Source organism: Mangrovibacterium marinum, from assembly GCF_003046625.1.
In the GTDB taxonomy this organism is placed as follows: domain Bacteria; phylum Bacteroidota; class Bacteroidia; order Bacteroidales; family Prolixibacteraceae; genus Mangrovibacterium; species Mangrovibacterium marinum.
Genome location: NZ_QAAD01000002.1, coordinates 179,882 through 204,627 on the forward strand (window position 1 = coordinate 179,882; position 24,746 = coordinate 204,627).

The 24,746-nt window shown below is 45.7% G+C and carries 30 protein-coding genes; 4 read left to right on the plus strand and 26 right to left on the minus strand.

The window, feature by feature from the left end; all coding sequences use genetic code 11:
- Positions 1 to 10: 10 nt before the first annotated feature.
- From C8N47_RS02525 to katG, 3 genes are all read left to right on the plus strand, one after another.
- The gene (locus C8N47_RS02525; protein ID WP_107820943.1) at positions 11 to 769 is read left to right on the plus strand and encodes an SDR family NAD(P)-dependent oxidoreductase; all 759 of its coding nucleotides are present in this window, start codon (positions 11 to 13) and stop codon (positions 767 to 769) included.
- A gap of 157 nt (positions 770 to 926) precedes the next feature.
- A complete protein-coding gene (locus C8N47_RS02530; protein WP_107820944.1) occupies positions 927 to 2,006 on the plus strand; it encodes an Ldh family oxidoreductase in 1,080 nt (359 codons plus the stop codon).
- A gap of 393 nt (positions 2,007 to 2,399) precedes the next feature.
- A complete protein-coding gene (gene katG / locus C8N47_RS02535) occupies positions 2,400 to 4,619 on the plus strand; it encodes a catalase/peroxidase HPI (protein WP_107820945.1) in 2,220 nt (739 codons plus the stop codon).
- Between the two features lie 76 nt (positions 4,620 to 4,695).
- Here katG and C8N47_RS02540 read toward each other — a convergent pair whose 3' ends face one another.
- The 4 genes from C8N47_RS02540 to C8N47_RS02555 all read right to left on the minus strand — a co-directional run bounded on the left by C8N47_RS02540 (position 4,696) and on the right by C8N47_RS02555 (position 9,908).
- Positions 4,696 to 6,288, minus strand: coding sequence for a glycoside hydrolase family 43 protein (locus C8N47_RS02540; RefSeq protein WP_107820946.1), 1,593 nt, complete (start codon positions 6,286 to 6,288; stop codon positions 4,696 to 4,698).
- Positions 6,289 to 6,478: 190 nt separating this feature from the next.
- The gene (locus C8N47_RS02545) at positions 6,479 to 6,931 is read right to left on the minus strand and encodes a PaaI family thioesterase (RefSeq protein WP_107821102.1); all 453 of its coding nucleotides are present in this window, start codon (positions 6,929 to 6,931) and stop codon (positions 6,479 to 6,481) included.
- A gap of 522 nt (positions 6,932 to 7,453) precedes the next feature.
- Positions 7,454 to 8,413 carry a sugar kinase gene (locus C8N47_RS02550; protein ID WP_211316017.1) on the minus strand — a complete coding sequence of 320 codons (960 nt, stop codon included), beginning with the start codon at positions 8,411 to 8,413 and terminating at the stop codon, positions 7,454 to 7,456.
- Positions 8,414 to 8,687: 274 nt separating this feature from the next.
- Complete coding sequence (locus C8N47_RS02555) at positions 8,688 to 9,908, minus strand: cation:proton antiporter (protein WP_107820947.1); 1,221 nt, start codon at positions 9,906 to 9,908, stop codon at positions 8,688 to 8,690.
- 158 nt (positions 9,909 to 10,066) lie between these two features.
- Between C8N47_RS02555 and C8N47_RS02560 the strand changes: the two genes are divergently transcribed.
- On the plus strand, positions 10,067 to 10,897 hold the full coding sequence (locus C8N47_RS02560; RefSeq protein WP_107820948.1) for a CHAD domain-containing protein: 831 nt from the start codon (positions 10,067 to 10,069) through the stop codon (positions 10,895 to 10,897).
- Positions 10,898 to 11,326: 429 nt separating this feature from the next.
- On the opposite strand, the gene C8N47_RS02565 is transcribed toward C8N47_RS02560, so the two are convergent.
- From C8N47_RS02565 to rplX, 22 genes are all read right to left on the minus strand, one after another.
- A complete protein-coding gene (locus tag C8N47_RS02565) occupies positions 11,327 to 12,373 on the minus strand; it encodes a glycosyltransferase family 9 protein (RefSeq protein ID WP_107820949.1) in 1,047 nt (348 codons plus the stop codon).
- 45 nt (positions 12,374 to 12,418) lie between these two features.
- Entirely contained in the window at positions 12,419 to 13,645 is a 1,227-nt protein-coding gene (locus C8N47_RS02570) for a glycosyltransferase family 9 protein (protein ID WP_170111265.1), read from the minus strand.
- On the minus strand, positions 13,570 to 14,493 hold the full coding sequence (locus C8N47_RS02575) for a glycosyltransferase family 2 protein (protein ID WP_107820951.1): 924 nt from the start codon (positions 14,491 to 14,493) through the stop codon (positions 13,570 to 13,572). Before C8N47_RS02575 ends, C8N47_RS02570 begins: the two co-directional genes overlap by 76 nt.
- A gap of 196 nt (positions 14,494 to 14,689) precedes the next feature.
- Entirely contained in the window at positions 14,690 to 15,418 is a 729-nt protein-coding gene (locus C8N47_RS02580) for a glycosyltransferase (protein WP_107820952.1), read from the minus strand.
- 63 nt (positions 15,419 to 15,481) lie between these two features.
- Complete coding sequence (locus tag C8N47_RS02585; protein ID WP_107820953.1) at positions 15,482 to 15,856, minus strand: DUF6165 family protein; 375 nt, start codon at positions 15,854 to 15,856, stop codon at positions 15,482 to 15,484.
- 432 nt (positions 15,857 to 16,288) lie between these two features.
- Complete coding sequence (rplQ, locus tag C8N47_RS02590) at positions 16,289 to 16,789, minus strand: 50S ribosomal protein L17 (protein WP_107820954.1); 501 nt, start codon at positions 16,787 to 16,789, stop codon at positions 16,289 to 16,291.
- A 7-nt stretch (positions 16,790 to 16,796) separates the two neighbouring features.
- Entirely contained in the window at positions 16,797 to 17,789 is a 993-nt protein-coding gene (locus C8N47_RS02595; RefSeq protein WP_107820955.1) for a DNA-directed RNA polymerase subunit alpha, read from the minus strand.
- A gap of 22 nt (positions 17,790 to 17,811) precedes the next feature.
- Entirely contained in the window at positions 17,812 to 18,420 is a 609-nt protein-coding gene (gene rpsD, locus C8N47_RS02600; RefSeq protein ID WP_107820956.1) for a 30S ribosomal protein S4, read from the minus strand.
- Between the two features lie 21 nt (positions 18,421 to 18,441).
- On the minus strand, positions 18,442 to 18,831 hold the full coding sequence (gene rpsK, locus C8N47_RS02605) for a 30S ribosomal protein S11 (protein WP_107820957.1): 390 nt from the start codon (positions 18,829 to 18,831) through the stop codon (positions 18,442 to 18,444).
- Between the two features lie 14 nt (positions 18,832 to 18,845).
- Positions 18,846 to 19,223 carry a 30S ribosomal protein S13 gene (gene rpsM / locus C8N47_RS02610; RefSeq protein WP_107820958.1) on the minus strand — a complete coding sequence of 126 codons (378 nt, stop codon included), beginning with the start codon at positions 19,221 to 19,223 and terminating at the stop codon, positions 18,846 to 18,848.
- Between the two features lie 28 nt (positions 19,224 to 19,251).
- Positions 19,252 to 19,368 (minus strand): type B 50S ribosomal protein L36, encoded by a 117-nt coding sequence (ykgO, locus tag C8N47_RS02615; protein ID WP_081782363.1) that lies wholly within the window; start codon positions 19,366 to 19,368, stop codon positions 19,252 to 19,254.
- Between the two features lie 10 nt (positions 19,369 to 19,378).
- Positions 19,379 to 19,600: a translation initiation factor IF-1 gene (infA, locus tag C8N47_RS02620; protein ID WP_107820959.1), complete on the minus strand. Its 222-nt coding sequence runs from the start codon at positions 19,598 to 19,600 to the stop codon at positions 19,379 to 19,381.
- An 86-nt stretch (positions 19,601 to 19,686) separates the two neighbouring features.
- Positions 19,687 to 21,030 carry a preprotein translocase subunit SecY gene (gene secY / locus C8N47_RS02625; RefSeq protein ID WP_107820960.1) on the minus strand — a complete coding sequence of 448 codons (1,344 nt, stop codon included), beginning with the start codon at positions 21,028 to 21,030 and terminating at the stop codon, positions 19,687 to 19,689.
- A 6-nt stretch (positions 21,031 to 21,036) separates the two neighbouring features.
- Positions 21,037 to 21,483: a 50S ribosomal protein L15 gene (rplO, locus tag C8N47_RS02630; protein ID WP_107820961.1), complete on the minus strand. Its 447-nt coding sequence runs from the start codon at positions 21,481 to 21,483 to the stop codon at positions 21,037 to 21,039.
- A gap of 20 nt (positions 21,484 to 21,503) precedes the next feature.
- The gene (rpmD, locus tag C8N47_RS02635) at positions 21,504 to 21,683 is read right to left on the minus strand and encodes a 50S ribosomal protein L30 (protein WP_107820962.1); all 180 of its coding nucleotides are present in this window, start codon (positions 21,681 to 21,683) and stop codon (positions 21,504 to 21,506) included.
- A 5-nt stretch (positions 21,684 to 21,688) separates the two neighbouring features.
- Positions 21,689 to 22,204 carry a 30S ribosomal protein S5 gene (gene rpsE / locus C8N47_RS02640; protein ID WP_107820963.1) on the minus strand — a complete coding sequence of 172 codons (516 nt, stop codon included), beginning with the start codon at positions 22,202 to 22,204 and terminating at the stop codon, positions 21,689 to 21,691.
- Positions 22,205 to 22,209: 5 nt separating this feature from the next.
- Positions 22,210 to 22,566 (minus strand): 50S ribosomal protein L18, encoded by a 357-nt coding sequence (rplR, locus tag C8N47_RS02645; RefSeq protein WP_107820964.1) that lies wholly within the window; start codon positions 22,564 to 22,566, stop codon positions 22,210 to 22,212.
- Positions 22,567 to 22,580: 14 nt separating this feature from the next.
- Positions 22,581 to 23,138 (minus strand): 50S ribosomal protein L6, encoded by a 558-nt coding sequence (gene rplF, locus C8N47_RS02650; RefSeq protein WP_107820965.1) that lies wholly within the window; start codon positions 23,136 to 23,138, stop codon positions 22,581 to 22,583.
- Positions 23,139 to 23,154: 16 nt separating this feature from the next.
- Positions 23,155 to 23,553: a 30S ribosomal protein S8 gene (gene rpsH, locus C8N47_RS02655; RefSeq protein WP_425436616.1), complete on the minus strand. Its 399-nt coding sequence runs from the start codon at positions 23,551 to 23,553 to the stop codon at positions 23,155 to 23,157.
- 27 nt (positions 23,554 to 23,580) lie between these two features.
- Positions 23,581 to 23,850 carry a 30S ribosomal protein S14 gene (rpsN, locus tag C8N47_RS02660; protein WP_107820967.1) on the minus strand — a complete coding sequence of 90 codons (270 nt, stop codon included), beginning with the start codon at positions 23,848 to 23,850 and terminating at the stop codon, positions 23,581 to 23,583.
- A gap of 3 nt (positions 23,851 to 23,853) precedes the next feature.
- Positions 23,854 to 24,411: a 50S ribosomal protein L5 gene (rplE, locus tag C8N47_RS02665; RefSeq protein ID WP_107820968.1), complete on the minus strand. Its 558-nt coding sequence runs from the start codon at positions 24,409 to 24,411 to the stop codon at positions 23,854 to 23,856.
- Positions 24,411 to 24,734: a 50S ribosomal protein L24 gene (rplX, locus tag C8N47_RS02670; RefSeq protein ID WP_211316018.1), complete on the minus strand. Its 324-nt coding sequence runs from the start codon at positions 24,732 to 24,734 to the stop codon at positions 24,411 to 24,413. Before rplX ends, rplE begins: the two co-directional genes overlap by 1 nt.
- Positions 24,735 to 24,746 lie beyond the last annotated feature (12 nt).

Genomic DNA, 24,746 nt, shown 5'->3' on the forward strand with positions numbered 1-24,746 from the left:
TCAAGTAGATATGACCAAAAAAATTGCCTTAATTACCGGAGCAACAGCTGGAATCGGACTGGAATCAGCCCGGATACTGGCAACAAACAACTTCAACTTGATCTTAACAGGCCGCCGTGCCGAGCGGCTGGAGACCATCAAAACAGAATTAGAAGCCTCCGGGGGGCGGGTTCTCTGTCTGAACTTCGATGTTCGCGTAAAATCGGAAGTTGATGCTGCACTAGAGTCCATCCCTGCAGCATGGCGAAAAATCGATTTATTGATCAACAATGCCGGATTAGCTGCCGGAATAGACCCTGTTGCCAGCGCCGATGTTGCCGACTGGGAACAAATGATCGACACCAATGTGAAGGGTTTGCTCTACATCAGCCAACCGGTATCGAACTGGATGATCGAGCAGCAAAAAGGGCACATCATCAACCTCTCGTCGATCGCCGGGAAAGAAGCCTATCCGAACGGATCGGTGTATTGCGGTACCAAGCACGCCGTTTCGGCCATCAGCAAAGCCATGCGCATTGAGCTGGCACCGCACAACATTAAGGTAAGTACAATATGCCCCGGTGCCGTAGAAACGGAATTCTCGCTGGTACGCTTTAAGGGCGACGAAGCAAAAGCGGCCAAAGTATACGAAGGCTTCGATCCGCTGACGGCCAAGGACATTGCCGAGACCATCTGGTTTATGGCTTCGCGCCCGGCACATGTCAACATCGACGACCTGCTGATTATGCCCACAGCACAGGCCTCGGCCCGCGATTTTGTAAGAAAATAGGAAAAAGTAACAAGTCTCGAGTCGTGAGTCATTCGTAAAGAAAGAAAAGCTGAGGTCATCCAGAACTTGCTATTCGAAAGAAAACAGGGTTTCAGAATCTCACACATTTCGTTTCTCAAGACTCATATCTCACGACTCATGTCTAACATTAAGAAAAATGACGATATCTGCATCATACTTAAAAGAATTTACCAAACAGGTATTTGTAAAAATGGGTTGCCCCGAAGCACAAGCCGAAGTGGCCGCCAACTGTTTAAATCAAGCCGATTTGCGTGGCGTTGACTCGCACGGCGTTGCGCGGCTGAGTGGCTACATTCGCCTGTGGGAACAAAAGCGCCTGAACGCCACCCCCAACATGAAGATTGTGCACGAAACACCTTCAACGGCGGTGCTCGACGGCGACCTGGGCCTTGGCTTAGTTACCGCGCCCGAGGCCATGCGCATTGCGATGGAAAAAGCGAAAACCGCCGGTAGTGGCTGGGTAGCAGTGAAAAACTCGAACCACTTCGGTATCGCCGGATTCCATGCCATGCTGGCGCTGGAGGAAGACATGATCGGCTTTGCGCTAACCAACGCCAGCCCGTTGGTATCGCCGACCTTCTCGCGAAGCCGCTACCTGGGAACAAACCCGATCGCAGTGGCAATTCCTGCGGCCAGCCAACCACCGGTGGTCATTGATATGGCTACCACAACCGTTGCCAACGGAAAGCTGGAAGTGCTGCAACGTAAAGGTGAAGAAATGCCCGTAGGCTGGGCGCAGGATAAAGATGGTAACCCAACCACCGACCCGACCATTCTGAAACAGGGCGGATCGATGTTACCATTGGGCGGCGACCGCCAACATGGCGGACACAAAGGTTACTGTCTGGGCTCGATGGTCGATATTTTCTCGGCTGTTTTGTCGGGTGCCAACTATGGCCCTTGGGTTCCTCCCTTTGTTGCCTTCCTCGATCCTCCGGCCAATCCGGTGGGTGAAGGAATTGGCCACTTTGTGGGTGCCTGGCGCGTTGATGCTTTCCGCCCGGCCGATGAATTTAAAGCACACATGGACAACTGGATCACAACCTTCCACAACGCTGAAGTAGCCGATGGACAGGAACGTGTTTTAGTTCCCGGAGATCCGGAGCGCGAAATGACTGAAGAACGCCTGAAAAACGGTGTTCCCGTTCAGCAAGCAGTGATCGACGACTTGAAATCGCTGGCCGATAAATTCGAGCTGACCTTCGACCCAAAATAGTTGAACACAATCGATAAATCATCAAAAAGGCTTCCTTTACGAGGGAAGCCCTTTTTCTGTTAAAGTCTTACCACGCAAAGGTGCTAAGTCGCAATGCCAATAACTGGTTTTGACTGGAGGAGGAGCGACAACCCGACAACTTTTGAAAACAACGACAACAGTATCGTTGAAAAAATCCTCAACTTTCATTCCTGCACGAATTTCCGCGAAATCGAATCTTGGCTGCTATCGGCTTAGCTCATTGCCAACAACTCCCCGGCACATTTGATAGCGACAAAAACGATTCTCTCCACACAGATCGATATCAATGATCTGCAATCAAAAAATTCAATTAACCCTTCGTTCGAAATATCGTAACTTAGGGGTAGTATCTAAACTTAAATATTCTCTAATATGGACAATCACACACATGCGCATGGCAACGGTGGAGGCAAATGCCCGGTTACCGGTCATGTAGGCACACACACTTCAGGCGGAGGAACCACCAACAAAGACTGGTGGCCCAATCAACTAAATCTGAATATTCTTCGGCAAAATTCGTCGCTGTCCGACCCGATGGGAAAGGATTTTAACTATGCCGAGGAATTTAAGAGCCTCGACCTGGCAGCAGTAAAAAAAGACCTGACCAAACTGATGACCGACTCAAAGGAGTGGTGGCCTGCCGACTTTGGCCACTATGGCCCCTTGTTTATCCGCATGGCCTGGCACAGCGCCGGAACCTACCGCACCGGCGATGGTCGTGGTGGTGCCGGTGCCGGACAGCAGCGTTTTGCACCACTGAACAGCTGGCCCGACAATGTGAGCCTCGACAAAGCCCGCCGCCTGATTTGGCCCATCAAACAAAAATATGGTAAGAAGATTTCCTGGGCCGACCTGATGATTTTGGCAGGGAACGTAGCACTCGAAACCATGGGGTTCAAAACATTTGGCTTCGGTGGCGGCCGCGAGGATGTGTGGGAACCCGAGCAGGATGTATATTGGGGAACCGAAACGACCTGGCTCGACGACAAGCGTTACGAGGGAGAGCGTAATCTGGAGAACCCGCTGGCTGCCGTTCAAATGGGACTGATTTATGTGAACCCGGAAGGGCCCGACGGCAATCCGGATCCACTGGCAGCAGCCAAAGATATCCGCGAAACTTTTGCCCGCATGGCCATGAATGATGAAGAAACCGTTGCGCTGATTGCCGGTGGACACACCTTCGGGAAAACCCACGGTGCCGGCGATGCCGCTCATGTCGGTCCCGAACCGGAAGCAGCCCCGCTCGAAGAACAAGGGCTGGGCTGGAAAAGTAGCTTTGGCACCGGCAAAGGTGGCGACACCATTACCAGCGGACTGGAAGTCACCTGGACCAAGACCCCCACCAAGTGGAGCAACAATTTCTTCGAGAACCTATTTGATTACGAATGGGAACTGACCAAAAGCCCGGCGGGAGCCCATCAGTGGAAACCACGGGGCCAAGCCGGTGCCGGCAGTGTTCCGCACGCCCACGACCCGGAAAAACGAATCGCTCCGGCCATGCTAACGACTGACCTCTCCCTACGCTTCGATCCGATCTACGAAAAAATATCGCGTCGTTTTTATGAGCATCCCGACGAGTTTGCCGATGCCTTTGCCCGCGCCTGGTTTAAGCTGACCCACCGCGACATGGGCCCACGCGCCCGCTATCTGGGGCCCGAAGTACCTGCTGAAGAGTTGATCTGGCAGGACCCTATTCCGGCAGTGAAGCATCAGTTGGTTGATGAAAAAGATGTTGCCGAACTGAAAAAGAAAGTATTAGACTCCGGCTTGTCGGTTTCCGAATTGATCGCTGCAGCCTGGGCGTCGGCTTCAACCTTCCGGGGTTCCGACAAACGAGGAGGAGCCAATGGTGCCCGCATCCGCCTGGCACCCCAAAAAGATTGGGCAGTAAACAATCCGCCGCAACTGGCCAAAGTACTCAGCACGCTCGAGGGCATCCAAAAAGCATTCAACCAATCGGCAAGCGGAGGCAAACAAATATCGCTGGCCGATACGATTGTGCTGGCCGGATGTGCCGCCGTGGAAAAAGCAGCAGCCGATGCGGGGCACAAGATCACGGTGCCATTTACTCCCGGACGGGCAGATGCCTCGCAAGAGCAAACCGATGTCGAATCCTTTGGCGTGCTTGAACCCCATGCTGATGGTTTCCGCAACTACCTGAAAGGAAAATATTCGATTCCGTCCGAAAAATTACTGATCGACAAAGCTCAGTTGCTCACGCTCACACCGCCGGAACTCACCGTATTGATTGGTGGTATGCGGGCTCTGGATGCCAACTTCGATCATTCGAAACATGGTGTATTCACCGACAAGCCCGGCACGCTGACCAACGATTTCTTTGTGAACCTGCTGGATATGGGCACGGTTTGGAAACCAACGTCCCAAGAACGGGACTTGTTTGAAGGGCAGTGCCGCAACACCGGAAAATTGAAATGGACCGCCACCCGCGTAGATTTGGTGTTTGGATCGAACTCGGAACTACGGGCACTGGCCGAGGTTTATGGTAGCGCCGATGCACAGGACAAATTCGTCTGCGACTTTGTTGCTGCCTGGAACAAAGTGATGATGCTCGATCGGTTCGACATTCACTAATTCGCGCTCAGAAAACCCATAAAAGGCTCCGATCTCTTGTCAGACCGGAGCCTCTTTGATTTTGGCAAGCTACACTTCAGTTTGCCTGATAGTCGAAGTAGTCGAAGACAGCCTCATCGCGGCAGGGCTGCCCGTTTCCGGTGGCATACATTCCCACATACACGCCGGTAAACCAGCCCACTGTTTCGGAACTCAGAAAGCGCAGGTTTACCTTTTCCAACGGTACTTCGAAGCCGTCCTGAGTATATGCAAAGGTGAAATCTTCCCCCTGGCAAGCCACCATCAACTGCACAGGCCCGGGCTTCAGGGTCGCAGTTTTGGAACGATAGCTGATATTTCCAAAATGCAGTTCAACGTAAACAATGCGGTCGTTGCCCGACTTTTTCACCAGCAAATCGAAATGCTGGCCATTGTTCACCAAAGTCAGTCCGGCTGTTTCATTCTCGGTTTGGGGGTCGAACTGAAGGCTGCTGCTGGCCGTAAACTGCAAGTCCTGCAGCCGCCGGCCTACAAAAGCCGATGCACCGAAAGTGCTAATCTGCTGTGGCAATCCGGTCAGATGCAGGGCTCCGTCTTTCAACCTGAAAAAAGGAGCATCAGCCGTTGGTGGCTGAATAAAGTTCCAATCCGCCCCAAGTGTCGCAGCATCAAACTCGTCGCGGGTTGGCTTGGCCACAACCGGCTTTAACGGCAATGTGGGACAGCTCATAGCCACCGTTACGGTGCCATTTCCATTAACCACCGGCCAACCGTTCCGGGGCCACACCACCGGCGCCAGGCAGGTTTCGCGCCCCAGGATATGATGAGCCGGATAACCAACCGATTTGCGGTAACCATGAAAGACCATCCACCACGATCCATCGTGCGCCTGGATGATATCGGCATGGCCAACACCTTGAATCAAGCTGTTTTGCCCGGCAGCATTGGCGTGTGCCAAAATCGGATTAGCCGGATTCCCCACATAAGGCCCCCAAATTGAATTACTTCTGGCAATACATTCCGAATGGGCTTCCTCGGTGCCACCCTCCGCCGTCATCAGGTAATAAAAGCCATCCTTTTTGTACAGGTGCGGCCCCTCAGCATAACGCCCGCCGTTTCCGTACCAAACTTGTTTGCCTTCGGTCAACAGTTCGCCCGATTGCAGATCGATCCGGAAAAGCTTAAACTCGGACGAAATCACATAAGTCTTGCCATCCTCATCGAAGAACAGATCCGGATCGATGCCGGGCACGTCAATCCAAACCGGATCGGACCAGGGGCCTGCCGGGTTGGTGGCTGTAAGGTAAAAATTGCCCCCTTGCCCCGTATTGGTCGTTATCAGGTAGAAGGTGCCTTTGTGGTAACGAAGCGTTGGCGCAAAAATATTGATGCCCCGCGGCAGTTGCGAAGGCCGGTCGATGCCATGGCCAATCTGCTCCCAATGGATCAGATCCTGACTGTGGAAAACCGGAATACCCGGGAAATATTCGAAGCTACTTGTCGCCAGATAATAGTCGTTGCCAACACGGCACACCGTGGGGTCGGAATAGAAACCGGGAATAACCGGATTGCGATAAGTAAGCTGTTCGCCGGGATTGGCAGCGGCCGCAAACGGATTGGGATTGGGATTGATCTGGGCATGGAGCCCAAGGCTGCAACAAAGTAGTAGCCAAAGGATGTGTCGTTTCATCGGTGTTGGGTTTGTTATGTTTTCGATGCCTAAAGCTAACGAATTTGCCCGAGCTGATGCTGCCCTTTAACCCATGATACCCCGTTTGGAAACAAACAGCCCCCTGTTTCCTTGCCTAAGCCGAACGCTTATTCATCTTGGTTCACCTGTTTCGTACGCCGGCATCCCCGCAACTTTTGCTTTTGTGCCTTTATTCTTTCAAGCGAATGGCCAGCATCTCGCCGGTTGCGCAAAGGGTGCCATTGGCGGTCAGAGTCATGTCGATCCAGGCTTTGCGACCTTGGAGACTGCGAAGCTTGCCTTTCAATTCCAGTTCGACACCCATGGGAGTCATCGCTTTGAAGTCGACTTTTAGCGAAGCAGTCACACAACGAACCGGAATTGGAGCTTGCAGAGGAATATTTTCGGCCTGACAGATAAAAGCAGCTGCCGATCCGGTTCCGTGGCAATCGAGCAGCGAGGCAATTAAGCCCCCGTACACACTGCCGGGAATCGCCGTATATTGCTCACCAGGCGTAAAGTGAGCGATGGTTTCGTTGCCCTCGAGGTAAGTTTTTAACTGAAATCCGTTCGGATTATTCTTGCCGCAGCCGTAGCAGTGCGCCAAATTTTCGGGATATAAATCCTGTATTGCTTGTGCCATTGGTTGTTCGTTTACCCACAAAACTAGGAAAATTGACATTCAGAAAAAACATTCATGATTCCGGGGAATCACCAACAGGAATGAAAATTTAGGATTTTCCGACGATACTGTTATCGTTGTTGTCACGGGTTGTCGGGTTGTCATTCCACATAGCATCAATGCCGCTTGATAATCCGGCCGCCCTTTATCGAAGGTGAGAAGTAAAACGCAAGCTCAAAGCAATCCCGGAGGGATGACATTTGGGTAGCTTTAGTATGTCCGTGGGCAAAATTCCGTCCCTACGGGACGGTACAATCTACCTCAGATCTTTAGTGCTACCTAAACATAATGGCTAAAGCCATTGCTGAGAAGAAATGACCCCCCGTCCGGTAGGACAAAATATCCTCTTTTATACAAATTAGAATTGACAGAACACTCGCTTAAGCGTCGAAAAAGGAACTTTCATAAAAAAGCTCCGGCCTTTCTCCAAGACCCGAGCTTTTTCTGCGCACTCGTTTATTCGAATATTTCAACGCTTCGATGCTAGCGATCCACCGTGTGTATTTTTCCGGTAAAGGCCAGCAGTTGCTCATAGCTGGGGTAACCTTCACTATCGCCACGCACCAGGGTTGCCATGGCTCCCACTCCGTTGGCATAGTCGCCCGCTTCCTGAATCGACAAACCTTTCAGACGGCTGCTCAGGTAGCCAGCGGCAAAACCATCGCCGGCGCCAACGGTATCCTCCAGTTTTTCGACAATATAGCCGGGGACAAACTCGCGTTGTGTTCCATCGGACACCATGCAGCCCTTCTTGCCTAATTTAAGGGCAATCTCGCTCACCCCCATCGCATGAAAGGCCTTAAAAATCTCGTCGGTATCGGTAGTTCCCAGCAACAGTTCCGACTCATCGATTCCGGGAAACAAGATATCCACCTCCTTACAAATTTCGAGGATGGTTGCCTTGGCCTGCTCGGCACTCCACAGTTTCAGCCGTATATTCGGGTCGAAGGACACCTTCACTCCCGCAGCTTTAGCAATCCGAATAGCCTCGAAAACGGTTGCCCGAGCCGACTCGCTGATGGCCGGAGTAATGCCGGTCAGGTGCAAAATCTGAGCTCGCTGGATGTATTCCCGATCCAGGTCGGCGGGTGTCAGGAAGCTGGCCGCCGAGTTTTTGCGATAGTAATACACATTGGGGTTCACGTGCTCGAACAGTTCTTTAAACAAAAGCCCGGTTTGATGATCCGGATCTTCAATCACCCGCGACACGTCGACCCCCTCGCCACGAACCATAAACTGAATGTAGCGCCCAAACTCGTCGTGCCCTAGCTTGGAAAACCAGCCCACCCGGTGGCCCAGGCGTGCCAGGGCAATAGCCACATTGGCTTCGGCCCCTGCAATCGATTTTGTAAAGTTATGAATGTGCCGCAAGGGGCCTTTATCGCCCGGACTAAACAGCACCATTGATTCACCAAATGTAATTACCTCCAGATTCTTATCCATTTTTAGCTACTCCTCCGTTTTAATTTTCAATAAGCAGATCGGTTCAGTTTGCTCCAATTTCGGAGGGTAAAGCTAAGCGATATTTCAGAAAAATGGTGCCGAAACGAGTTGTTATATAACAGAACGGTAACGTTAACGAAATAGGTAAAACAACGATTACCGCGTTTACTGTACGCTACAGCCCCAATCGTCGAAGCAGCTATTTCATCCCTTGGTGTAAGCCCTTGGAACCAATTTCGGAACATTTATTTCCTTAACAAATCAGGCGCTTTATTTAGCTTTTCTCCTTAATCTCCCCTGCCCGTTTAAGCGACATCCGCGAGGCAATGGGGCCAATAATTTCATGAATCAGGGCCGCACCAATGACAATGCCCATAATGGTTGATCCGGTATCGGCAAAAGCAGGTTCGTTGGTCAACAACAGCGCCAGACCAATCACAATTCCGCCTTGAGGCAGCAAGCCTCCGGCTGTGTAGCGTGTTACCTTCCGATCCATCCTGAAGAACAACGTTCCGGCGTAAATACCGGCAAATTTCCCCATGCCTCGCGCCAGAATATAGATGCCGATCAGCAGGGCACTTCCCCCGAGCGAAGCCAACTGAAGATGCAAACCCGAGAGGGTGAAAAAAATCACAAAGATGAGCTCGTCGGTATAGCGTTCGATCAATTTGAAAATCTCATCAGCAATCGGATTCCAATTGGTCACTACCGCTCCCAATGCCATAGTTGCCAGTAACGACTCGAAGCCAAAATATTCGGAAATGCCGTAACTCAGACTAACCAAGCCAAAGGTCAGCACAATAAGCGTTCCTTCGGGCTGCCGGGGAAACAAACGCACAATCCAGCCAAATCCCCAGCCCAACATAGCGCCAATGGCCAGGGCTCCTCCCATATTGGTCAAAAGCTGCAGGATGACTTTCCCGATATCGGGTTCTCCCTGCCCCACAAAAAAAACGGCAAAAGCGGTGACCAGCGTGTAAATCATGATGCCCACCAAATCGTCGAAAGCAGCAATTTCGAGCATAGTCGAGCTAACTGCTCCCCGAGCTTTGTACTCGTGAATAACCGCCAAAGTGGCCGACGGATCGGTTGGAGCAGCCAACGAAGCCAGAACCAGGCTCACGGCCAGACTGATGTTCACCGAGTGGAACAAAGGCAGAAAAAAACGCAGACTCAAAAAAACCAAGGCAAAAACCAATACAAAAGCAAACAGCGATTCCAACAAAGTTAAGGTCAACAGCTTGCCTCCGGTTTTTCGCAATTGGGCTGCCGAAAGCGATCCGCCAATAGAAAAGGTAATAAAAGATAGCGCGATCGTTAACAGCGGATCGGTATGTTCAACAAAGGAACTGGACATGATGCCGGATAAGTCGGGGTTGAGCAGAACTCCAGCCAAAATGTAACCCGATATTTTCGGCAGCTTGATTTTGGAAACCAGCTCGCCCAGGATGTAACCGGTAAAAATTAAAATTCCGATACTTAGAATGATGTTCATAGCATAAACTCCTTCTGTTGATTTCAACACGACTAAAGTTAGCCAGCAGGCATGACAAAGAAAAACTGAACACCAATTATTTACCGTCGAATGCAAAAACCTTCGTCCCCAAAACAAGTATCTTTAATTAAAAAGCAAACGGTATTAACACGGAACGAATGGCAAACAGTCTGGCAACCGAATACCTGCGACACAGCCGGCGCTTTCTGAAGTACCTGGATTACTGCCGTAGCAGGTTGAATGAAAAAAATATTCATCAGCTGCGCACCAGCCTCAAACGCCAGCTTTGCTTTGTGAAGTTTTATGGCTTGATGGCGCAACAGCCCGATGTGCTGGTCGAAGCAAAAAGTGCGATTGCAGGCATCTACAAAACGGCTGGTGCCATCCGCGAACAGCAGCTTAACAGCCAGCTCAGCCAACGCCTGCTTGCCACAACCGACAAAGCTTACCTCCGGCAACTGGAACAAGCAGAACAGCTGTATCGGGAAGCGATGAAGCAGGAGCTTGCAGCCTTTGACACCACCAGCTACCGAAAACAGCTTAGCCGAATGGCCCGAAGGATGAGGTCTGCGTCGGAAGCCCTGCTCTGCCGGCAGGCTCAGGCTTTTGTCGGGCAAAAAGTTGAAAAAATTAACCAACTGCTCAGTTTCCGCACCGACGATGAGCGGTATCATGCCTGCCGGAAACACCTGAAACAAACAGCTTTCATGATTCTATACCTGGGCAGTGCTCACGGCTGTATGCCGCTGCCCGATTGGGGAGATCGCTTCAAAAAAATCGACTTGCTGATCGGCCATTGGCACGACTGCCAGCAATTTCAACACAGCTACAACCAAGCCATGCGGACTCATCGCCAGCCCCACAAGCCAGCGCCCGTTTTAAGGGCCATGCGAAAACTGAAACGGTCCAACGCCAAGCGGATTGCGGCCTTGCACCGGCAGCTAAATCGTTTGCTACCAGCACTGGCTCAGGCTTACCGCACAGCTTAACAAACATCAAGGCGGCTGCGGGGTTCCGGCAGCCGCTTCCAGCCAGGGACGGATACGAAAACAGGGACTAACCCGTAGTCCCCGTCGTCTAACAAATAATTGCTGCATGGCACTTATCGCCAGCTTCTTTTGTGTCTATTTGAGTCAACCGATGTGCAAACAGTTTTTAGGTCCAGTCTGTCGACAAAGGCTTTTGTCATCGTCCCCACCGCCTTGCTTCATCCTGTTTGGCCTATACAATTTACAACATCGCTAGCTAATGACCATGATTTTTTCGAAAAATTAACGAACGATTATTGCCTCGAGAAAAGAACAAATGCTTGCTCGATACCAGGGTTCTACCTTCGAACAAGCGATACAGAGGCCCCCTCGGGCTATAAACAAGAACTACGGGTAAAAAAATAGCATCGGCCTTCAGAAAAGCACACGTCATTGCAGCGAGCGGTTGAGAATAAAAGCAATTCGGTCGGCCACCTGCTTTACGCTAATGTACTGCATACAGCGTACATCGCCGTAGATACATTTTTTATTGCCAAAAACCGAACAGGGTCGGCAAGCAATGTCGGGACCATTGTACTGAATCAGATTATCGTCCGACTGGTGATACGGAGCAAAGCCCAGCGAAGGATGTGTGCCTCCCCATACCGAGACAACAGGAACACCAGCCATAGCAGCCAGGTGCATATTAGCCGAATCCATCGACAGCATTACATCGAGATGAGGCAGCACTTGCAACTCTTCAGCAAAGTTGATATGATGGGCTGCCACCAGGCAATGGTCAAATTCGGCAGCCAGCGAATCGAGGATCTCCATCTCTGCTTTACCGCCACCAAAGAGCACTACTTTCGCTTTTGGAACCTGCCGAAGCACTCCTAACAGCTCGCGAATTTTATCGACGCCCCACACCTTCTGCCGGTGCTTGGCAAACGGAGCAATACCGATCAAGGTTTCTACCTTGGCAGCATCCAGCGTTAAGAGTTGAAGCGCCTGCTCGCGCGGCGTTGTGCGGAACAGCGGCGGTTGCGGCAAGATAAAGCGGTAGCCCGCTTCAGAAAAAGCAGCGGCATAACGGTCGATGGTGGAGGGCAACTGCCGATGTGATTTGTTTTTTACAGCCTGCCGTTTTTCGACACGCCCTTTCCGAAAGGCGTGAACCTTCACTCCTCCCGCCCTAAAATAACTGTTCAGGATGAAAGTCCGCAAAACCTGGTGCAGGTCGAACACTTCGTCGGGATTAATCTCGCTCTTCAGCCTTTTGTACAAACGGAACAAACCAGTCACCCCCTTGTGCTTTCTTTTTAAATCGGAGGTAACGGGATACAACCGCTCAATGCCCTCAAAAACCGGGAACAAAAATGGCTGGGTCAACAAATAGATCTCCAGGTCTTTGTTGGATTCCAAAACACCTTTCAGAACCGGAAGCAACCGCACGATTTCACTAAGACCTGCATAGCTATAAACCAAGATTGTTTTCATGCCTACCTCCCATCTGAAATCACCGACTTCCTTTTCTACCTTACATTAAACATGTTCATCTAAAAATCGGGTCAATTTTGCTTTGAATAATTTAGGTTCAAGTAAGTTGTAATAGGCCACATTGCGTTTCGCCATTGTACTCTTTGCCTTGTCTTTAAACAACTCCGGATAGAAATCCTCCAAATGAATGGCGATATGGTTCTTTTCCGAATTTGAGCTCCACCCCGCTTTATCAGTCATTGGCGCAAAAACACATAAGGTTGGAATCCCCAATGCCTTTGCCATATTCACGGCTCCACCTTCATTACCGATTAAAACTTTACATTGTTTCAAAACCGCCAGAAAATCCCGCATTGACCTTGCAAATACGTCGAACCGAATACATGACTTACTACCTGCATTACATAACTCATAGACTTTCTGGGCTTGTTGCTTTTGAGAAGGAATATAATTGAACAAAACAATCGGATTCACTAGCTCTTCACAAACCTGGTCTATCATTCTTGCCATAAATAGATCAGGATAGGACTTACTTTTACTACTTCCCAAGACACTAACCATGATCAATTTGGAATTATCTTCAATGTTATTTATTGAAAGGAAATTACTTGCTTGTTCTTTTTCATCTTCCGAAATAAATATTGAAGGTTGCGTTACGATCCGGTGTTCGCTCAACCCGAAAGGCTCTAACAACTGCAACCTGTTTTTAATAGCCAACCGCATTTGCGGATCCGGCTCCGAAAAACGCACATAGGTCAAATCATAGACCCACCTGGAATACCATTTCCTCATCGAAATTTTTCGGGGTGAATTCGCGAACAGGGAAATTAAATTGCTCTCTATTTTGCAATATGCGTCAATTACAGCATCATATTTTACTTTACCAATGATTTTTAAAAACCGGTATAGTTCCTTTTTTTTACGGTAATCTTTTTTAAAGACAATTATATGATCAATGCTGGGATGATTTTCAATTACACCAACAGTCTGCTCATTAACAACGTAATCGATCACACAGTCGGGATATTTAATTTTTAAATTATCGCAGATAATGGTGCTAGTCAGTACATCTCCGATCATTTTCTGCTGTATTACCAGGAACCTCATACTATTTAATTCAATTGCTATTAAAAACTCACTATTTACATCTGTTTTTAGAAAGCCCGATTCATCAAGCCGTGCAAAACAACATAAAACTACCCGATTATTTGCTTTTGCTTCAATGAATGAGAAAGGGGGGCTCCAACCAACAAACAGGCAAGCAATTTCCAATACCTCGGCTTAACAATACTGACGACAAAATATCTAAAAATTAAAAGATATTTTAGCGCGATGTAGAACAAAAATCCGTTATGTTTTCTGATGACATATAATAGTGAAATTCTACGTTCTATTTTGATGTCTATCGACTTCTGCGTACTTCCCCCCTCGTAATGAACGTAGCTGGTTTCAGGCAGTAAGTAGGTTTTGTAACCTTTGGCTGCCGAAATTCTTTTGCACAAATCAGATTCTTCATAATACAAAAATATGTTCGTATCAAATCCACCAACCTGATAGAAGGCATCGGCACGTACAAACATGAAACTCCCTTTCACACAATCGACAATCGTTGGGAGCTCAAAAACTCCTTTATTCGGAGGATATTTCTTCGGAAAGAGAAACTCCAACACATATCGCCCTAGTAGTTCGCGTGAAATTGATGTATAATGATCAAACGAACTCACCGGCTTTCTTTCCTCATTTACAATTATTGGTGCACAAACTCCTGCCTGTACCGTCCGTTCCATAAACTTAAAACAACTATGAAGAGAGTCCTGAACAAGAACGGTATCATTATTAATAAACGCCAGATATTTAGAAGGTTGTGCGTTTTGAACCCCTATCATGTGCCCTCCTCCAAAACCCGTATTAATTTTACTTCTTACCACAGTAATACGGGGGTCACTTAAGCTATCAACATAATTGGATAGTAAATGATAATCATCAAGATCTGAAGCATTGTCAACAACAACAATATGAAACGCTAAAGCTTTAGATGTATTTTTCAACAGCGATTCAATGCAGCTTTTTGTATATTCTGCGGTGTTAAAATTTATTATAATAACGCTAATATCTAACATACACAACTTTTGATAATGTAAAAAGGCAGCTCCCGAAGGGGGGAGACTGCGCAAATCTGATCTTGGATTTGACTCCTTGGTATTCAACCTGAACATAGAAATTCCCCCAATCAATTTCCGGGTTCAGATAACTTCTTTCTTAAAAAACACAACGACGTCGAAAACCAAAAGCGAACTATGATATTGCTAAAATGATCTACCTCCAATAATCAGCGATCCACTTTGCAGGTCGTACATACCGGTACCACTTTCCCCGGCCTCCTTTGATGGCTTTGTGTGGATTTAACTCGCCATGAAATATAATGATTTTAGCACCGTGCGGAATAATTGGCTTTTTCCAAACTGCCAACGGAAACCGTGAAATACAGTCATATTTATAACTGGGACACCATTCTTTCGGCCAATATTTTAAGATTCCTTTCTCGTTGACAGCCCATGATAAATACTCTTGTTCGTTACGATGCTCGGAACGAATATTCTCGAAATTCTGAATAAAATAGTCATACACATAACCGTGTTTCCCAATCTCAAATCTATACACCGATGAATTTCCGGTAATTCGCCATTGCTTCCGATAATCCTTAATAATCATAAATGGATTCTCATCTTCAAAAAAGCAATCAATATTATCGACAACAACAACGTCTAAATCTAAAAACAACGCAGTTCCTTCCAATCCGTAAAGATCTTCTTTAAAGGTGGTTAGCTTTTTCCACATTCGTTCTGGAAGATTTGAGTCCAATTGCACCTCTGGGATTGGGAAACATTTTATTGCTTTATCTATTCCTTCTTCATTATCTGTAAAGCATACCATTTCGAACGGGTAGGTCAGATTTCGCTTTACCATACTGAAGAGCCGATTAACATACGAAGCATCATACAATGTGCCCCATTTCATACAGAAAATCTTGATATCTTTTTTCATTTCTTAAATATTCAGCAATTGCATGCAATCACGTTAAAACACTCAGGCATAATATCTATGATCCTAGGCATAGTCTTCGTACGACTTCTCCTCAATTAAATCAGATCCCGTTAACTCATTGATTTGTCGCTTCACATCAGAACGTTTGTCATTTGTGAAGTACACCGATCGGGCAACATCAATAAATCCAGGACCAAAATCTTTTGCTTTTTCCAATTCACGGATTCGATCTTCGATATCCCACAATTGCTTGTTGATGGTTAAAAGCTCCAGATAAAGCGGATGATCTTTGGCGATAATCTTACTTACAGCTTCATCCAAAACATTGAACTCGTTTCTCAAGTTAGACAGCTTTTTTTCGTCCTTGATATTATCCAGTTTGATTTCAATAATGGTCAACTTATCGGCGATTTCGCCATTTGATACTTCAATTTTCATATTATTTAAGTTTATGCTAATTTTCAAACAAAGGTAACCAATTCAATATTCTCACAAACTACAGCTCTCAATCCTCCTCATGTATAATAGACAAAACTAGTTAGTATAAACAGATTACATTCAGAAAATTGAAAATATTTGCTACAAAACATAGGATTCTCCCAGAATACTCGGATGACACTCAACTCCACATACAAGCTAGGTCTAAACAAGATATTTCGAAGCCTCCCTTCGAATCACGATATCGCGGGCTACCTCCTACTTCCTTCGCTCTGATTGTAAGCTCAGATTGGATCTATAATAGTTAATCCGGAGTCAAAACCAACACTTCCCAAAGAGCGTATATCATCACATTCAAAAATTCACCAATCCCCCATAAAAAAAGCCAACCTTCCGGTTGGCTTTTTAAATATGATAAGGTTTTGTAAATCCTTATTCTGCTTTTGCTTCTTCAGTAGCATCAGCGGCTGGAGCTTCAGTAGTTTCGGCAGCAGGAGCTGCTTCAGCTTTTTTGCTACCACCACGACGTGAACGACGTGATTTGGTTTTTGTTTCTGTAGCAGCCAACATGTTTTCGTTGAAGTCGACCAATTCGATGATACACATTTCTGCGTCGTCACCCAAACGGTTTCCGGTTTTCAGGATACGAGTGTAGCCTCCGGGACGTTCGCCCACTTTAACAACTACTTCACGGAACAACTCAGATACAGCTTCTTTGCTTTTCAAGTAGCTGAATACGATACGACGTGAGTGTGTTGTATCGTTTTTTGCTTTTGTAATAAGCGGCTCAACATACATCTTCAGTGCTTTCGCTTTAGCGGTAGTCGTGCTAATTCTCTTATGGAAAATCAAAGAGTTAGCCATATTTGACAACATCGCCTTACGATGAGCACTTTTTCTTCCCAGATGGTTGAATTTTTTATTGTGTCTCATTTTGTGCTTATTCCTTGTCTAATTTATACTTAGTAATATCCATTCCGAAAGTCAAATTCATCGCATTCAGCAGGTCGTCTAACTCTGTCAATGATTTTTTACCGAAGTTACGGAACTTCAACAAGTCGTTACGGTTGTACTGTACCAACTCGCCCAAAGTTTCCACATCGGCAGCTTTCAAACAGTTTAGTGCACGTACTGAAAGGTCCATATCTACCAATTTTGTTTTCAGAAGCTGACGCATGTGCAGTACTTCTTCGTCGAACTCTTCGTTGGCAAATTTTTCGTCTGAATCCAAGGTGATTTTTTCATCAGAGAAAAGCATAAAGTGATAAATCAGAATTTTTGCAGCTTCTTTCAGCGCATCTTTCGGATGAATTGAACCATCGGTGGCGATGTCCAAAACCAACTTTTCGTAGTCGGTTTTTTGTTCCACACGATAGTTTTCCACTTCATACTTTACGTTACGAATGGGTGTAAAAATTGAATCAATCGGAATTAAACCAAACTCAGCATCTACCGGCTTATTTTCAGCGCCAGGTACATATCCACGACCTTTGTTAATGGTAATGTCGATGGTCAGTTTCACATCAGCTTCCATGCGGCAAATTACCAATTCGGGGTTTAATACCCGGAAACCGGTCATAAACTTGTTGATGTCGCCGGCAGTAAATGTTTCCTGTCCGGTAATAGTGATAGATACTTTTTCACTGTCCAGATCTTCGACTTCTTTTTTGAAACGAATTTGTTTCAGATTCAGGATGATTTCGGTTACATCTTCCATCACCCCTTTAATGGTAGCAAATTCGTGGTCTACGCCTTCAATCTTCATTGTAGTGATGGCGTAGCCCTCCAAAGATGATAACAGAATTCTGCGCAGGGCATTACCGATTGTAATACCATAGCCAGGTTCCAATGGACGAAATTCGAATTTACCGAACCGTTCATCAGATTCTACCATTATTACTTTGTCAGGTTTTTGGAACGCTAATATTGCCATAATTAAATACTGAGTAATTTTATTATTTAGAATACAACTCGACGATCAGTTGTTCTTTAATGTTTTCAGGAATTTCTTCCCGTTCCGGACGATTCAGGAATTTACCAGACATTGCTGCATCATCCCATTCCAACCACGCGTATTTGTTGTAACGGTGCGAAGTCATTGAGTCGGCGATAATCTCCAATGATTTTGATTTTTCGCGAACACCAACCACATCACCGGCACGCAACTGGTATGAAGGAATGTTTACGATCTCACCGTTCACGGTAATGTGTTTGTGAGATACTAACTGACGGGCAGCAGCACGGCTACGCGCTAAGCCTAAACGGAAAACAACATTATCTAAACGAGCTTCCAACAACTGCAACAATACTTCACCGGTAATACCTTTCGAAGCAGAAGCTTTGCTGAAAAGACGGGCAAATTGTTTTTCCAATACACCGTAAGTGTATTTTGCTTTTTGTTTTTCCTTCAGTTGCAAACCGTATTCTGATTTTTTACGACGACGACTTGCTAAACCGTGGAAACCCGGAGGATAGTTTTTCTTTTCCAGAACTTTATCCGGTCCGAAGATTGGTTCTCCGAATTTACGGGCGATTTTTGATTTTGGTCCTCTATATCTAGCCATTATTCTACCAAATTAAAAAGATTAAACACGTCTTCTTTTTGCCGGACGGCAACCATTGTGTGGCAATGGAGTAACATCAACGATTTCGTTTACCTGAATACCTACGCTGTTGATGGCGCGGATAGCAGACTCACGACCGTTACCTGGTCCTTTAACGAAGACTTTTACTTTCCGGAGTCCAAGATCATATGCAGTTTTTGCACATTCTTCGGCAGCTACCTGGGCCGCATAAGGCGTGTTTTTCTTTGAACCTCTAAATCCTTTTTTACCAGCTGATGACCAAGAAATAACTTCTCCGTTATTATTAGTCAATGAGATAATGATATTATTGAATGAGGAATGAATATGCGCCTGGCCAGTAGCTTCCACGTTAACGACTCTCTTCCTAGTAGTTCCAGTTTTTTTTGCCATAACTTAACTATCGATTATTTAGTGGCTTTTTTCTTATTAGCTACAGTTTTCTTCTTACCTTTACGTGTACGAGCATTGTTTTTAGTGCTTTGTCCACGTACCGGAAGGCCAATACGGTGACGGATACCACGGTAGCAACCGATGTCCATCAAACGTTTAATGTTCAACTGATTTTCTGAGCGAAGTTCGCCTTCAACTTTGAAACTTTCGCTGATTACTTTACGAATAGCAGCGAATTGATCATCGTCCCATTCGGCAACTTTTTGGTCTACAGAAACACCAGCTTGTTCGAGGATGTAGCGGGCACGACTACGGCCAATACCGTAAACGTATGTCAAGGCTACTTCACCTCTTTTATTATCAGGAATATCAACTCCAACAATACGAGCCATATAAAAAAAATTTTACAAAGTTAATTAATTATCCTTGACGCTGTTTGAACTTAGGATTCTTTTTATTGATCACGTACAAACGGCCCTTTCTGCGAACGATTTTACAGTCGGCGCTGCGTTTCTTAATGGATACTCTTACTTTCATGATTCCTTTATTAGTTTTTATATCTAAAAGTAATTCGTCCTTTTGTCAGATCATAAGGTGACATTTCAACTTTCACCTTATCTCCAGGAAGAATTTTGATATAATGCATACGCATTTTACCTGAGATATGCGCAGTTATCACGTGACCATTTTCAAGTTCGACCCTGAACATGGCATTTGATAACGCTTCAATGATTGTTCCGTCTTGTTCTATTGAGGCTTGTTTTGCCATAATTTCTATCTATCTTTTTAGTTGTATAACCGATACAGTTTCCTGTACCGGTTTATGTATTTCTAAAGAAAAAGATGTCAGACTTATTAATACATTGCCGCACCACCTCCGGTACGTCCTTTAATGCGGCCTGATTTCATCAAACCGTCATAATGACGCATCAACAAGTGGCTCTCGATTTGTTGTAATGTATCAAGTACAACACCTACCAAAATCAACAGCGAAGTACCGCCATAGAAATAGGCGAACTGGGTGTTAATTCCGGCCATCATGGCAAAGGCGGGCAGAATTGTTACAATTCCCAGGAAGATTGATCCGGGAAGGGTAATGCGAGACATTACTGTATCCAAAAACTCAACGGTTTTCTTTCCGGGTTTAACACCGGGGATAAAACCGCCGTTTTTCTTCATGTCTTCAGCCATCTGCACAGGGTTTACTGTAATGGCGGTGTAAAAGTACGTAAACAAAACGACCAATACAAATTGAGAGAAATTGTACCAAAATCCGGTGTGATTGGACATTGCCGCAGCAAAGCCGCTCAAACTTTCAGATTGGGCAAATTGGGTCAATGTAAGTGGAACAAACATGATAGCCTGGGCAAAGATGATAGGCATTACCCCTGCTGCATTCACTTTCAACGGTATGTACTGACGTACGCCCCCGTATTGTTTGTTTCCGACAATTCGTTTGGCGTATTGAACCGGGATCCGCCGAGTACCTTGTACCAGCAGGATGCTTCCCATAAACACAACGAATAAGAAAACAAACTCTAACAGGAACATCACCATTCCACCACCTTGCTGCTCGATGCGAGAAACGAATTCTGCCGCCACAGCAAATGGCAGACGGGCAATAATACCGATCATAATAATCAATGAAATACCGTTACCTATTCCTTTATCGGTGATGCGCTCGCCTAACCACATAATAAACATCGAGCCTGCTGTTAAAATAATTGTTGATGTCAGTTTAAACATCCAGCCGCTAACAGCGAAGGCTTCCGATGGCAATTGAAATGTTAAATTAGCCAAATACGCAGGTGCCTGGAATAAAAGAATCAACACGGTCAGATAACGGGTTATCTGGTTGATTTTTCTTCTTCCTGATTCCCCTTCTTTTTGCAAACGCTGGAAGTATGGAACGGCTATTCCCAACAGCTGAATGACAATTGAAGCAGAAATGTAAGGCATAATCCCTAAAGCAAATACGGATGCGTTTGAGAATGCACCCCCCGAAAACATATCCAATAACCCCAGCAACCCATCTGAAGTCTGTTGTTTAAGTTGACCCAGTTGTGCAGGGTCGATTCCCGGTAAAGCTACATACGATCCTAATCGATAAATTAACAGAAGAAATAAAGTTAATCCCAAACGGGCTCTCAAATCTTCGATTTTATAGATATTCTTTAGGGTTTCGATAAATTTTTTCATTTCGGTTTAGAGTATTTCAGTGGTTCCTTCTAATTTTTCGATGGCCTCTTTTGCAGACTTTGAGAATGCGTGGGCTTTAACGTCCAATTTTAACGTTAAAGTTCCATTTCCCAAAATTTTTACACGGTCATTTTTTGAAGCCAGACCTGCATCAACCAAAGTTTGAACATCAACAGCTGACAAAGATTTGCTCTCTGCCAGTGTTTGAATGGTTTCCAGGTTGATTGCTTTATATTCTACCCTGTTCACATTTTTGAATCCGAATTTAGGAACCACACGTTGCAAAGGCATTTGACCACCTTCGAAACCACGTGTGCGGCTGTAACCTGAACGTGATTTGGCTCCTTTGTGTCCGCGGGTAGATGTACCACCACGTCCGGAACCTTGACCACGACCAATACGCTTCACCTTTTTAACGGATCCTGCTGCAGGTTTAAGATTATTTAATTCCATAATTGCAATCTTAAAATATTTTAAATTTCTTCGATTTTCACTAAGTGTTTCACTTTGTTTACCATTCCCATGATAGCTGGTGTAGCTTCATGTTCAACAGAGTGATTCAACTTTTTAATACCCAGAGCTTCTACTGTTCTTTTTTGGCTCTTGTCGGAACCAATGATGCTCTTCACTAAAGTAACTTTAATTTTAGCCATAGTTCCTATCCTTTAAATACTTTTTCCAATGAAACTCCTCTGTGTTGAGCTACCGTATAAGCATCGCGCATTTCGAGCAGTGCGTTAAAGGTCGCTTTTACCAAGTTGTGTGGGTTTGACGATCCTTTAGACTTGGCCAGGATGTCGTGTACACCAACGCTCTCGAGTACAGCACGCATCGCACCACCGGCTTTTACTCCGGTACCGTGAGAAGCAGGCTTCAGGAATACGTTTGCACCACCGAATTTTGCAACTTGTTCGTGCGGAATTGTACCTTTATTGATAGGAATTTTCACCAAATTCTTTTTGGCAGCGTCAATACCTTTCGCAATGGCAGCAGTTACTTCGCTGGCTTTACCAAGACCCCATCCTACGATGCCGTCTTCGTTACCAACCACTACAATTGCTGAAAAGCTGAATGTTCTACCCCCTTTGGTTACTTTAGTAACACGGTTAATAGCAACTAACCGGTCTTTCAATTCTATGTCTGTCGTCTTGACTTTTTTGATATTTCCTGACATAATTCTTAAAATTTAAGGCCGCCTTCGCGAGCAGCATCAGCTAATTGTTTAACTCTACCGTGATACAAATAACCGTTCCGGTCAAATACAACTTCTGCTACACCTGCTGCAAGTGCTTTTTCGGCAAGTGCTTTACCAACTAAAGCCGCTTTTTCGCTCTTGTTACCAGCAACAGCAACGATTTCTTTATCCAATGAAGAGACAGACAACAAAGTTGCGCCAGAGAGGTCGTTCACCAATTGGGCATAAATTTGTTTGTTGCTGCGGAATACGCTCAAACGAGGTCTTTCGGCAGTTCCGGAAACGATTTTCCGGATTCTCTTTTTTATTCTAAATCTTCTTTCTTGTTTCGTTAAAGCCATGGTTTCAAATTTTACTATTTAGCACCTGCAGATTTACCGGCTTTGCGACGCAATTGTTCACCAGCGAACTTAATACCTTTACCTTTGTATGGTTCAGGAGCTCTCAGTGAGCGAATTTTTGCGGCTACCTGGCCAATAAGCTGTTTGTCACAGCTTTTCAAAGTTACTGTTGGGTTGCTACGCTTGTCGGTAACAGCTTCAACTTTCACTTCTGCCGGAAGTTCCAAATAAGTGTGGTGAGAGTAACCCAGCACCAAGTCCAATAACTGACCTTGGTTTTCGGCACGGTAACCTACACCGACTAATTCTAATTTAATTTCGTAACCTTTAGAAACACCTTCTACCATGTTGCAGATCAACGAACGATACAGTCCGTGCAGCGCACGGTGACGTTTTTGATCGGTAGGGCGTTTAACCACGATTTGGCTTTCTTCTACGGCTACTTCAATCTCAGGGTCTACCTGTTGCGAAAGCTCGCCCAGCTTACCTTTAACAGTTACCAGGTTTTCTGGTGAAACGTTAATAGTTACGCCGGCTGGAATTTCGATTGGTAATTTACCTATCCGTGACATTGTTTTTCCTCCTTAATTAATAAACGTAACATAAAACTTCACCACCTACTCCCTGTGTTTGAGCTTCTTTATCGGTCATTACACCTTTTGAAGTAGATAGAATTGCAACTCCTAATCCGTTCAATACGCGAGGAATGTTATCGCTGTCGCAGTATTGTCTCAAACCAGGTTTTGACACCCGTTTGATTGACTTGATGGCCGGAGTTTTAGTCTCAGGGTGATATTTCAGGGCGATTTTAATGTTGCCCTGGTAGTTCACCTCATCTTCGAATTTGTAGTTCAGGATGTAACCTTTTTCCTTCAGGATTTTGGTAATTTCCTTTTTTATGTTTGAAGCAGGAATATCAACTACGCGATGTTTGGCTTTTTGAGCGTTACGAATGCGTGTCAAATAGTCTGCTATTGGGTCTGTAATTTTGCTCATTACTTTTCGATTATTGGATTACCAACTAGCTTTTTTAACTCCCGGAATCAATCCTGCAGAGGCCATCTCGCGGAAGTTGATACGCGAGATACCAAACTGACGCATGTAACCTTTAGGACGACCGGTCAATTTGCAACGGTTGTGCACACGTACCTTTGATGAGTTCTTAGGTAGTTTTTGCAAACCAATGTAGTCACCTTCTGCTTTAAGTTGTGCCCTTTTTTCTGCGTATTTTTCAACAAGTGCTGCGCGTTTTACTTCGCGGGCTTTCATTGATTCTTTTGCCATAACTTAGTTCTTTTTTACGTTTTTAAAAGGTAAACCTAATGACTTCAACAAAGCGAATCCTTCTTCGTCGGTGTCAGCAGAAGTCACGAAAGTAATGTTCATACCGTTGATACGGTTTACTTTGTCAATGTTGATTTCCGGGAAGATGATTTGTTCCGGGATACCCAGGGTGTAGTTTCCTTGGCCATCCATTTTGCTTTCGATCCCTTTGAAGTCGCGGGTACGAGGCAATGAAACGTTAATCAAACGATCCAGGAATTCAAACATACGCTCTTTACGGAGTGTAACACGCACCCCGATTGGCATTTTCTTTCTTAACTTGAAGTTAGAAATGTCCTTTTTTGATTTGGTTTGGACTGCCTTTTGACCGGCGATCATTGTCATTTCTTCGGTAGCAACTTCAATGATTTTTTTGTCGGCAATTGCAGCTCCAACTCCTTGGTTCAGGACGATTTTTGTCAATTTCGGAACCTGCATTACAGATTTGTATCCAAACTCTTTAACCAAAGCTGGTACAACTTCTTCCGAATATTTCTTCTTAAGTGTTGGTGTATAAGCCATTACTTAATCTCCTCTCCAGATTTTTTTGAATAACGTACTAATTTACCGTTGTCGCCGAGCTTCCGACCGATGCGTGTACGTGATCCTGTTTTCGGATCAACCAACATCAGGTTAGAAATATGGACTGGCGCTTCCTTTTCAACAATACCACCCTGTGGGTTTTCCGCATTGGGTTTGGTATGTTTTTTTACCATATTAACGCCCTCCACAATTGCTCTGTCTTTGTCGCGGATTACTTCCAGGACTTTACCTTGACGGCCTTTGCTGTTACCGGCGGTCACGACAACTGTGTCTCCTTTTTTGATATGTAATTTCTTCTGCATTTGAATTCTTTT

Bases quoted from the DNA above. Each gene is read 5' to 3' on its own strand.
- rpsN (WP_107820967.1), bottom strand. From the start codon at position 23,850: ATGGCAAAAGAATCAATGAAAGCCCGCGAAGTAAAACGCGCAGCACTT.
- rpsE (WP_107820963.1), bottom strand. From the start codon at position 22,204: ATGTCAGGAAATATCAAAAAAGTCAAGACGACAGACATAGAATTGAAA.
- infA (WP_107820959.1), bottom strand. From the start codon at position 19,600: ATGGCAAAACAAGCCTCAATAGAACAAGACGGAACAATCATTGAAGCG.
- C8N47_RS02525 (WP_107820943.1), top strand. From the start codon at position 11: ATGACCAAAAAAATTGCCTTAATTACCGGAGCAACAGCTGGAATCGGA.
- rpsD (WP_107820956.1), bottom strand. From the start codon at position 18,420: ATGGCTAGATATAGAGGACCAAAATCAAAAATCGCCCGTAAATTCGGA.
- rplF (WP_107820965.1), bottom strand. From the start codon at position 23,138: ATGTCACGGATAGGTAAATTACCAATCGAAATTCCAGCCGGCGTAACT.
- C8N47_RS02530 (WP_107820944.1), top strand. From the start codon at position 927: ATGACGATATCTGCATCATACTTAAAAGAATTTACCAAACAGGTATTT.
- rplQ (WP_107820954.1), bottom strand. From the start codon at position 16,789: ATGAGACACAATAAAAAATTCAACCATCTGGGAAGAAAAAGTGCTCAT.
- rplX (WP_211316018.1), bottom strand. From the start codon at position 24,734: ATGCAGAAGAAATTACATATCAAAAAAGGAGACACAGTTGTCGTGACC.
- C8N47_RS02575 (WP_107820951.1), bottom strand. From the start codon at position 14,493: ATGTTAGATATTAGCGTTATTATAATAAATTTTAACACCGCAGAATAT.
- katG (WP_107820945.1), top strand. From the start codon at position 2,400: ATGGACAATCACACACATGCGCATGGCAACGGTGGAGGCAAATGCCCG.
- rplR (WP_107820964.1), bottom strand. From the start codon at position 22,566: ATGGCTTTAACGAAACAAGAAAGAAGATTTAGAATAAAAAAGAGAATC.
- C8N47_RS02555 (WP_107820947.1), bottom strand. From the start codon at position 9,908: ATGAACATCATTCTAAGTATCGGAATTTTAATTTTTACCGGTTACATC.
- rpsM (WP_107820958.1), bottom strand. From the start codon at position 19,223: ATGGCTCGTATTGTTGGAGTTGATATTCCTGATAATAAAAGAGGTGAA.
- rpmD (WP_107820962.1), bottom strand. From the start codon at position 21,683: ATGGCTAAAATTAAAGTTACTTTAGTGAAGAGCATCATTGGTTCCGAC.
- C8N47_RS02550 (WP_211316017.1), bottom strand. From the start codon at position 8,413: ATGGATAAGAATCTGGAGGTAATTACATTTGGTGAATCAATGGTGCTG.
- C8N47_RS02560 (WP_107820948.1), top strand. From the start codon at position 10,067: ATGGCAAACAGTCTGGCAACCGAATACCTGCGACACAGCCGGCGCTTT.
- C8N47_RS02585 (WP_107820953.1), bottom strand. From the start codon at position 15,856: ATGAAAATTGAAGTATCAAATGGCGAAATCGCCGATAAGTTGACCATT.
- ykgO (WP_081782363.1), bottom strand. From the start codon at position 19,368: ATGAAAGTAAGAGTATCCATTAAGAAACGCAGCGCCGACTGTAAAATC.
- C8N47_RS02565 (WP_107820949.1), bottom strand. From the start codon at position 12,373: ATGAAAACAATCTTGGTTTATAGCTATGCAGGTCTTAGTGAAATCGTG.
- rplE (WP_107820968.1), bottom strand. From the start codon at position 24,411: ATGGCTTATACACCAACACTTAAGAAGAAATATTCGGAAGAAGTTGTA.
- C8N47_RS02580 (WP_107820952.1), bottom strand. From the start codon at position 15,418: ATGAAAAAAGATATCAAGATTTTCTGTATGAAATGGGGCACATTGTAT.
- secY (WP_107820960.1), bottom strand. From the start codon at position 21,030: ATGAAAAAATTTATCGAAACCCTAAAGAATATCTATAAAATCGAAGAT.
- C8N47_RS02595 (WP_107820955.1), bottom strand. From the start codon at position 17,789: ATGGCAATATTAGCGTTCCAAAAACCTGACAAAGTAATAATGGTAGAA.
- rpsK (WP_107820957.1), bottom strand. From the start codon at position 18,831: ATGGCAAAAAAAACTGGAACTACTAGGAAGAGAGTCGTTAACGTGGAA.
- C8N47_RS02540 (WP_107820946.1), bottom strand. From the start codon at position 6,288: ATGAAACGACACATCCTTTGGCTACTACTTTGTTGCAGCCTTGGGCTC.
- C8N47_RS02545 (WP_107821102.1), bottom strand. From the start codon at position 6,931: ATGGCACAAGCAATACAGGATTTATATCCCGAAAATTTGGCGCACTGC.
- rplO (WP_107820961.1), bottom strand. From the start codon at position 21,483: ATGGAATTAAATAATCTTAAACCTGCAGCAGGATCCGTTAAAAAGGTG.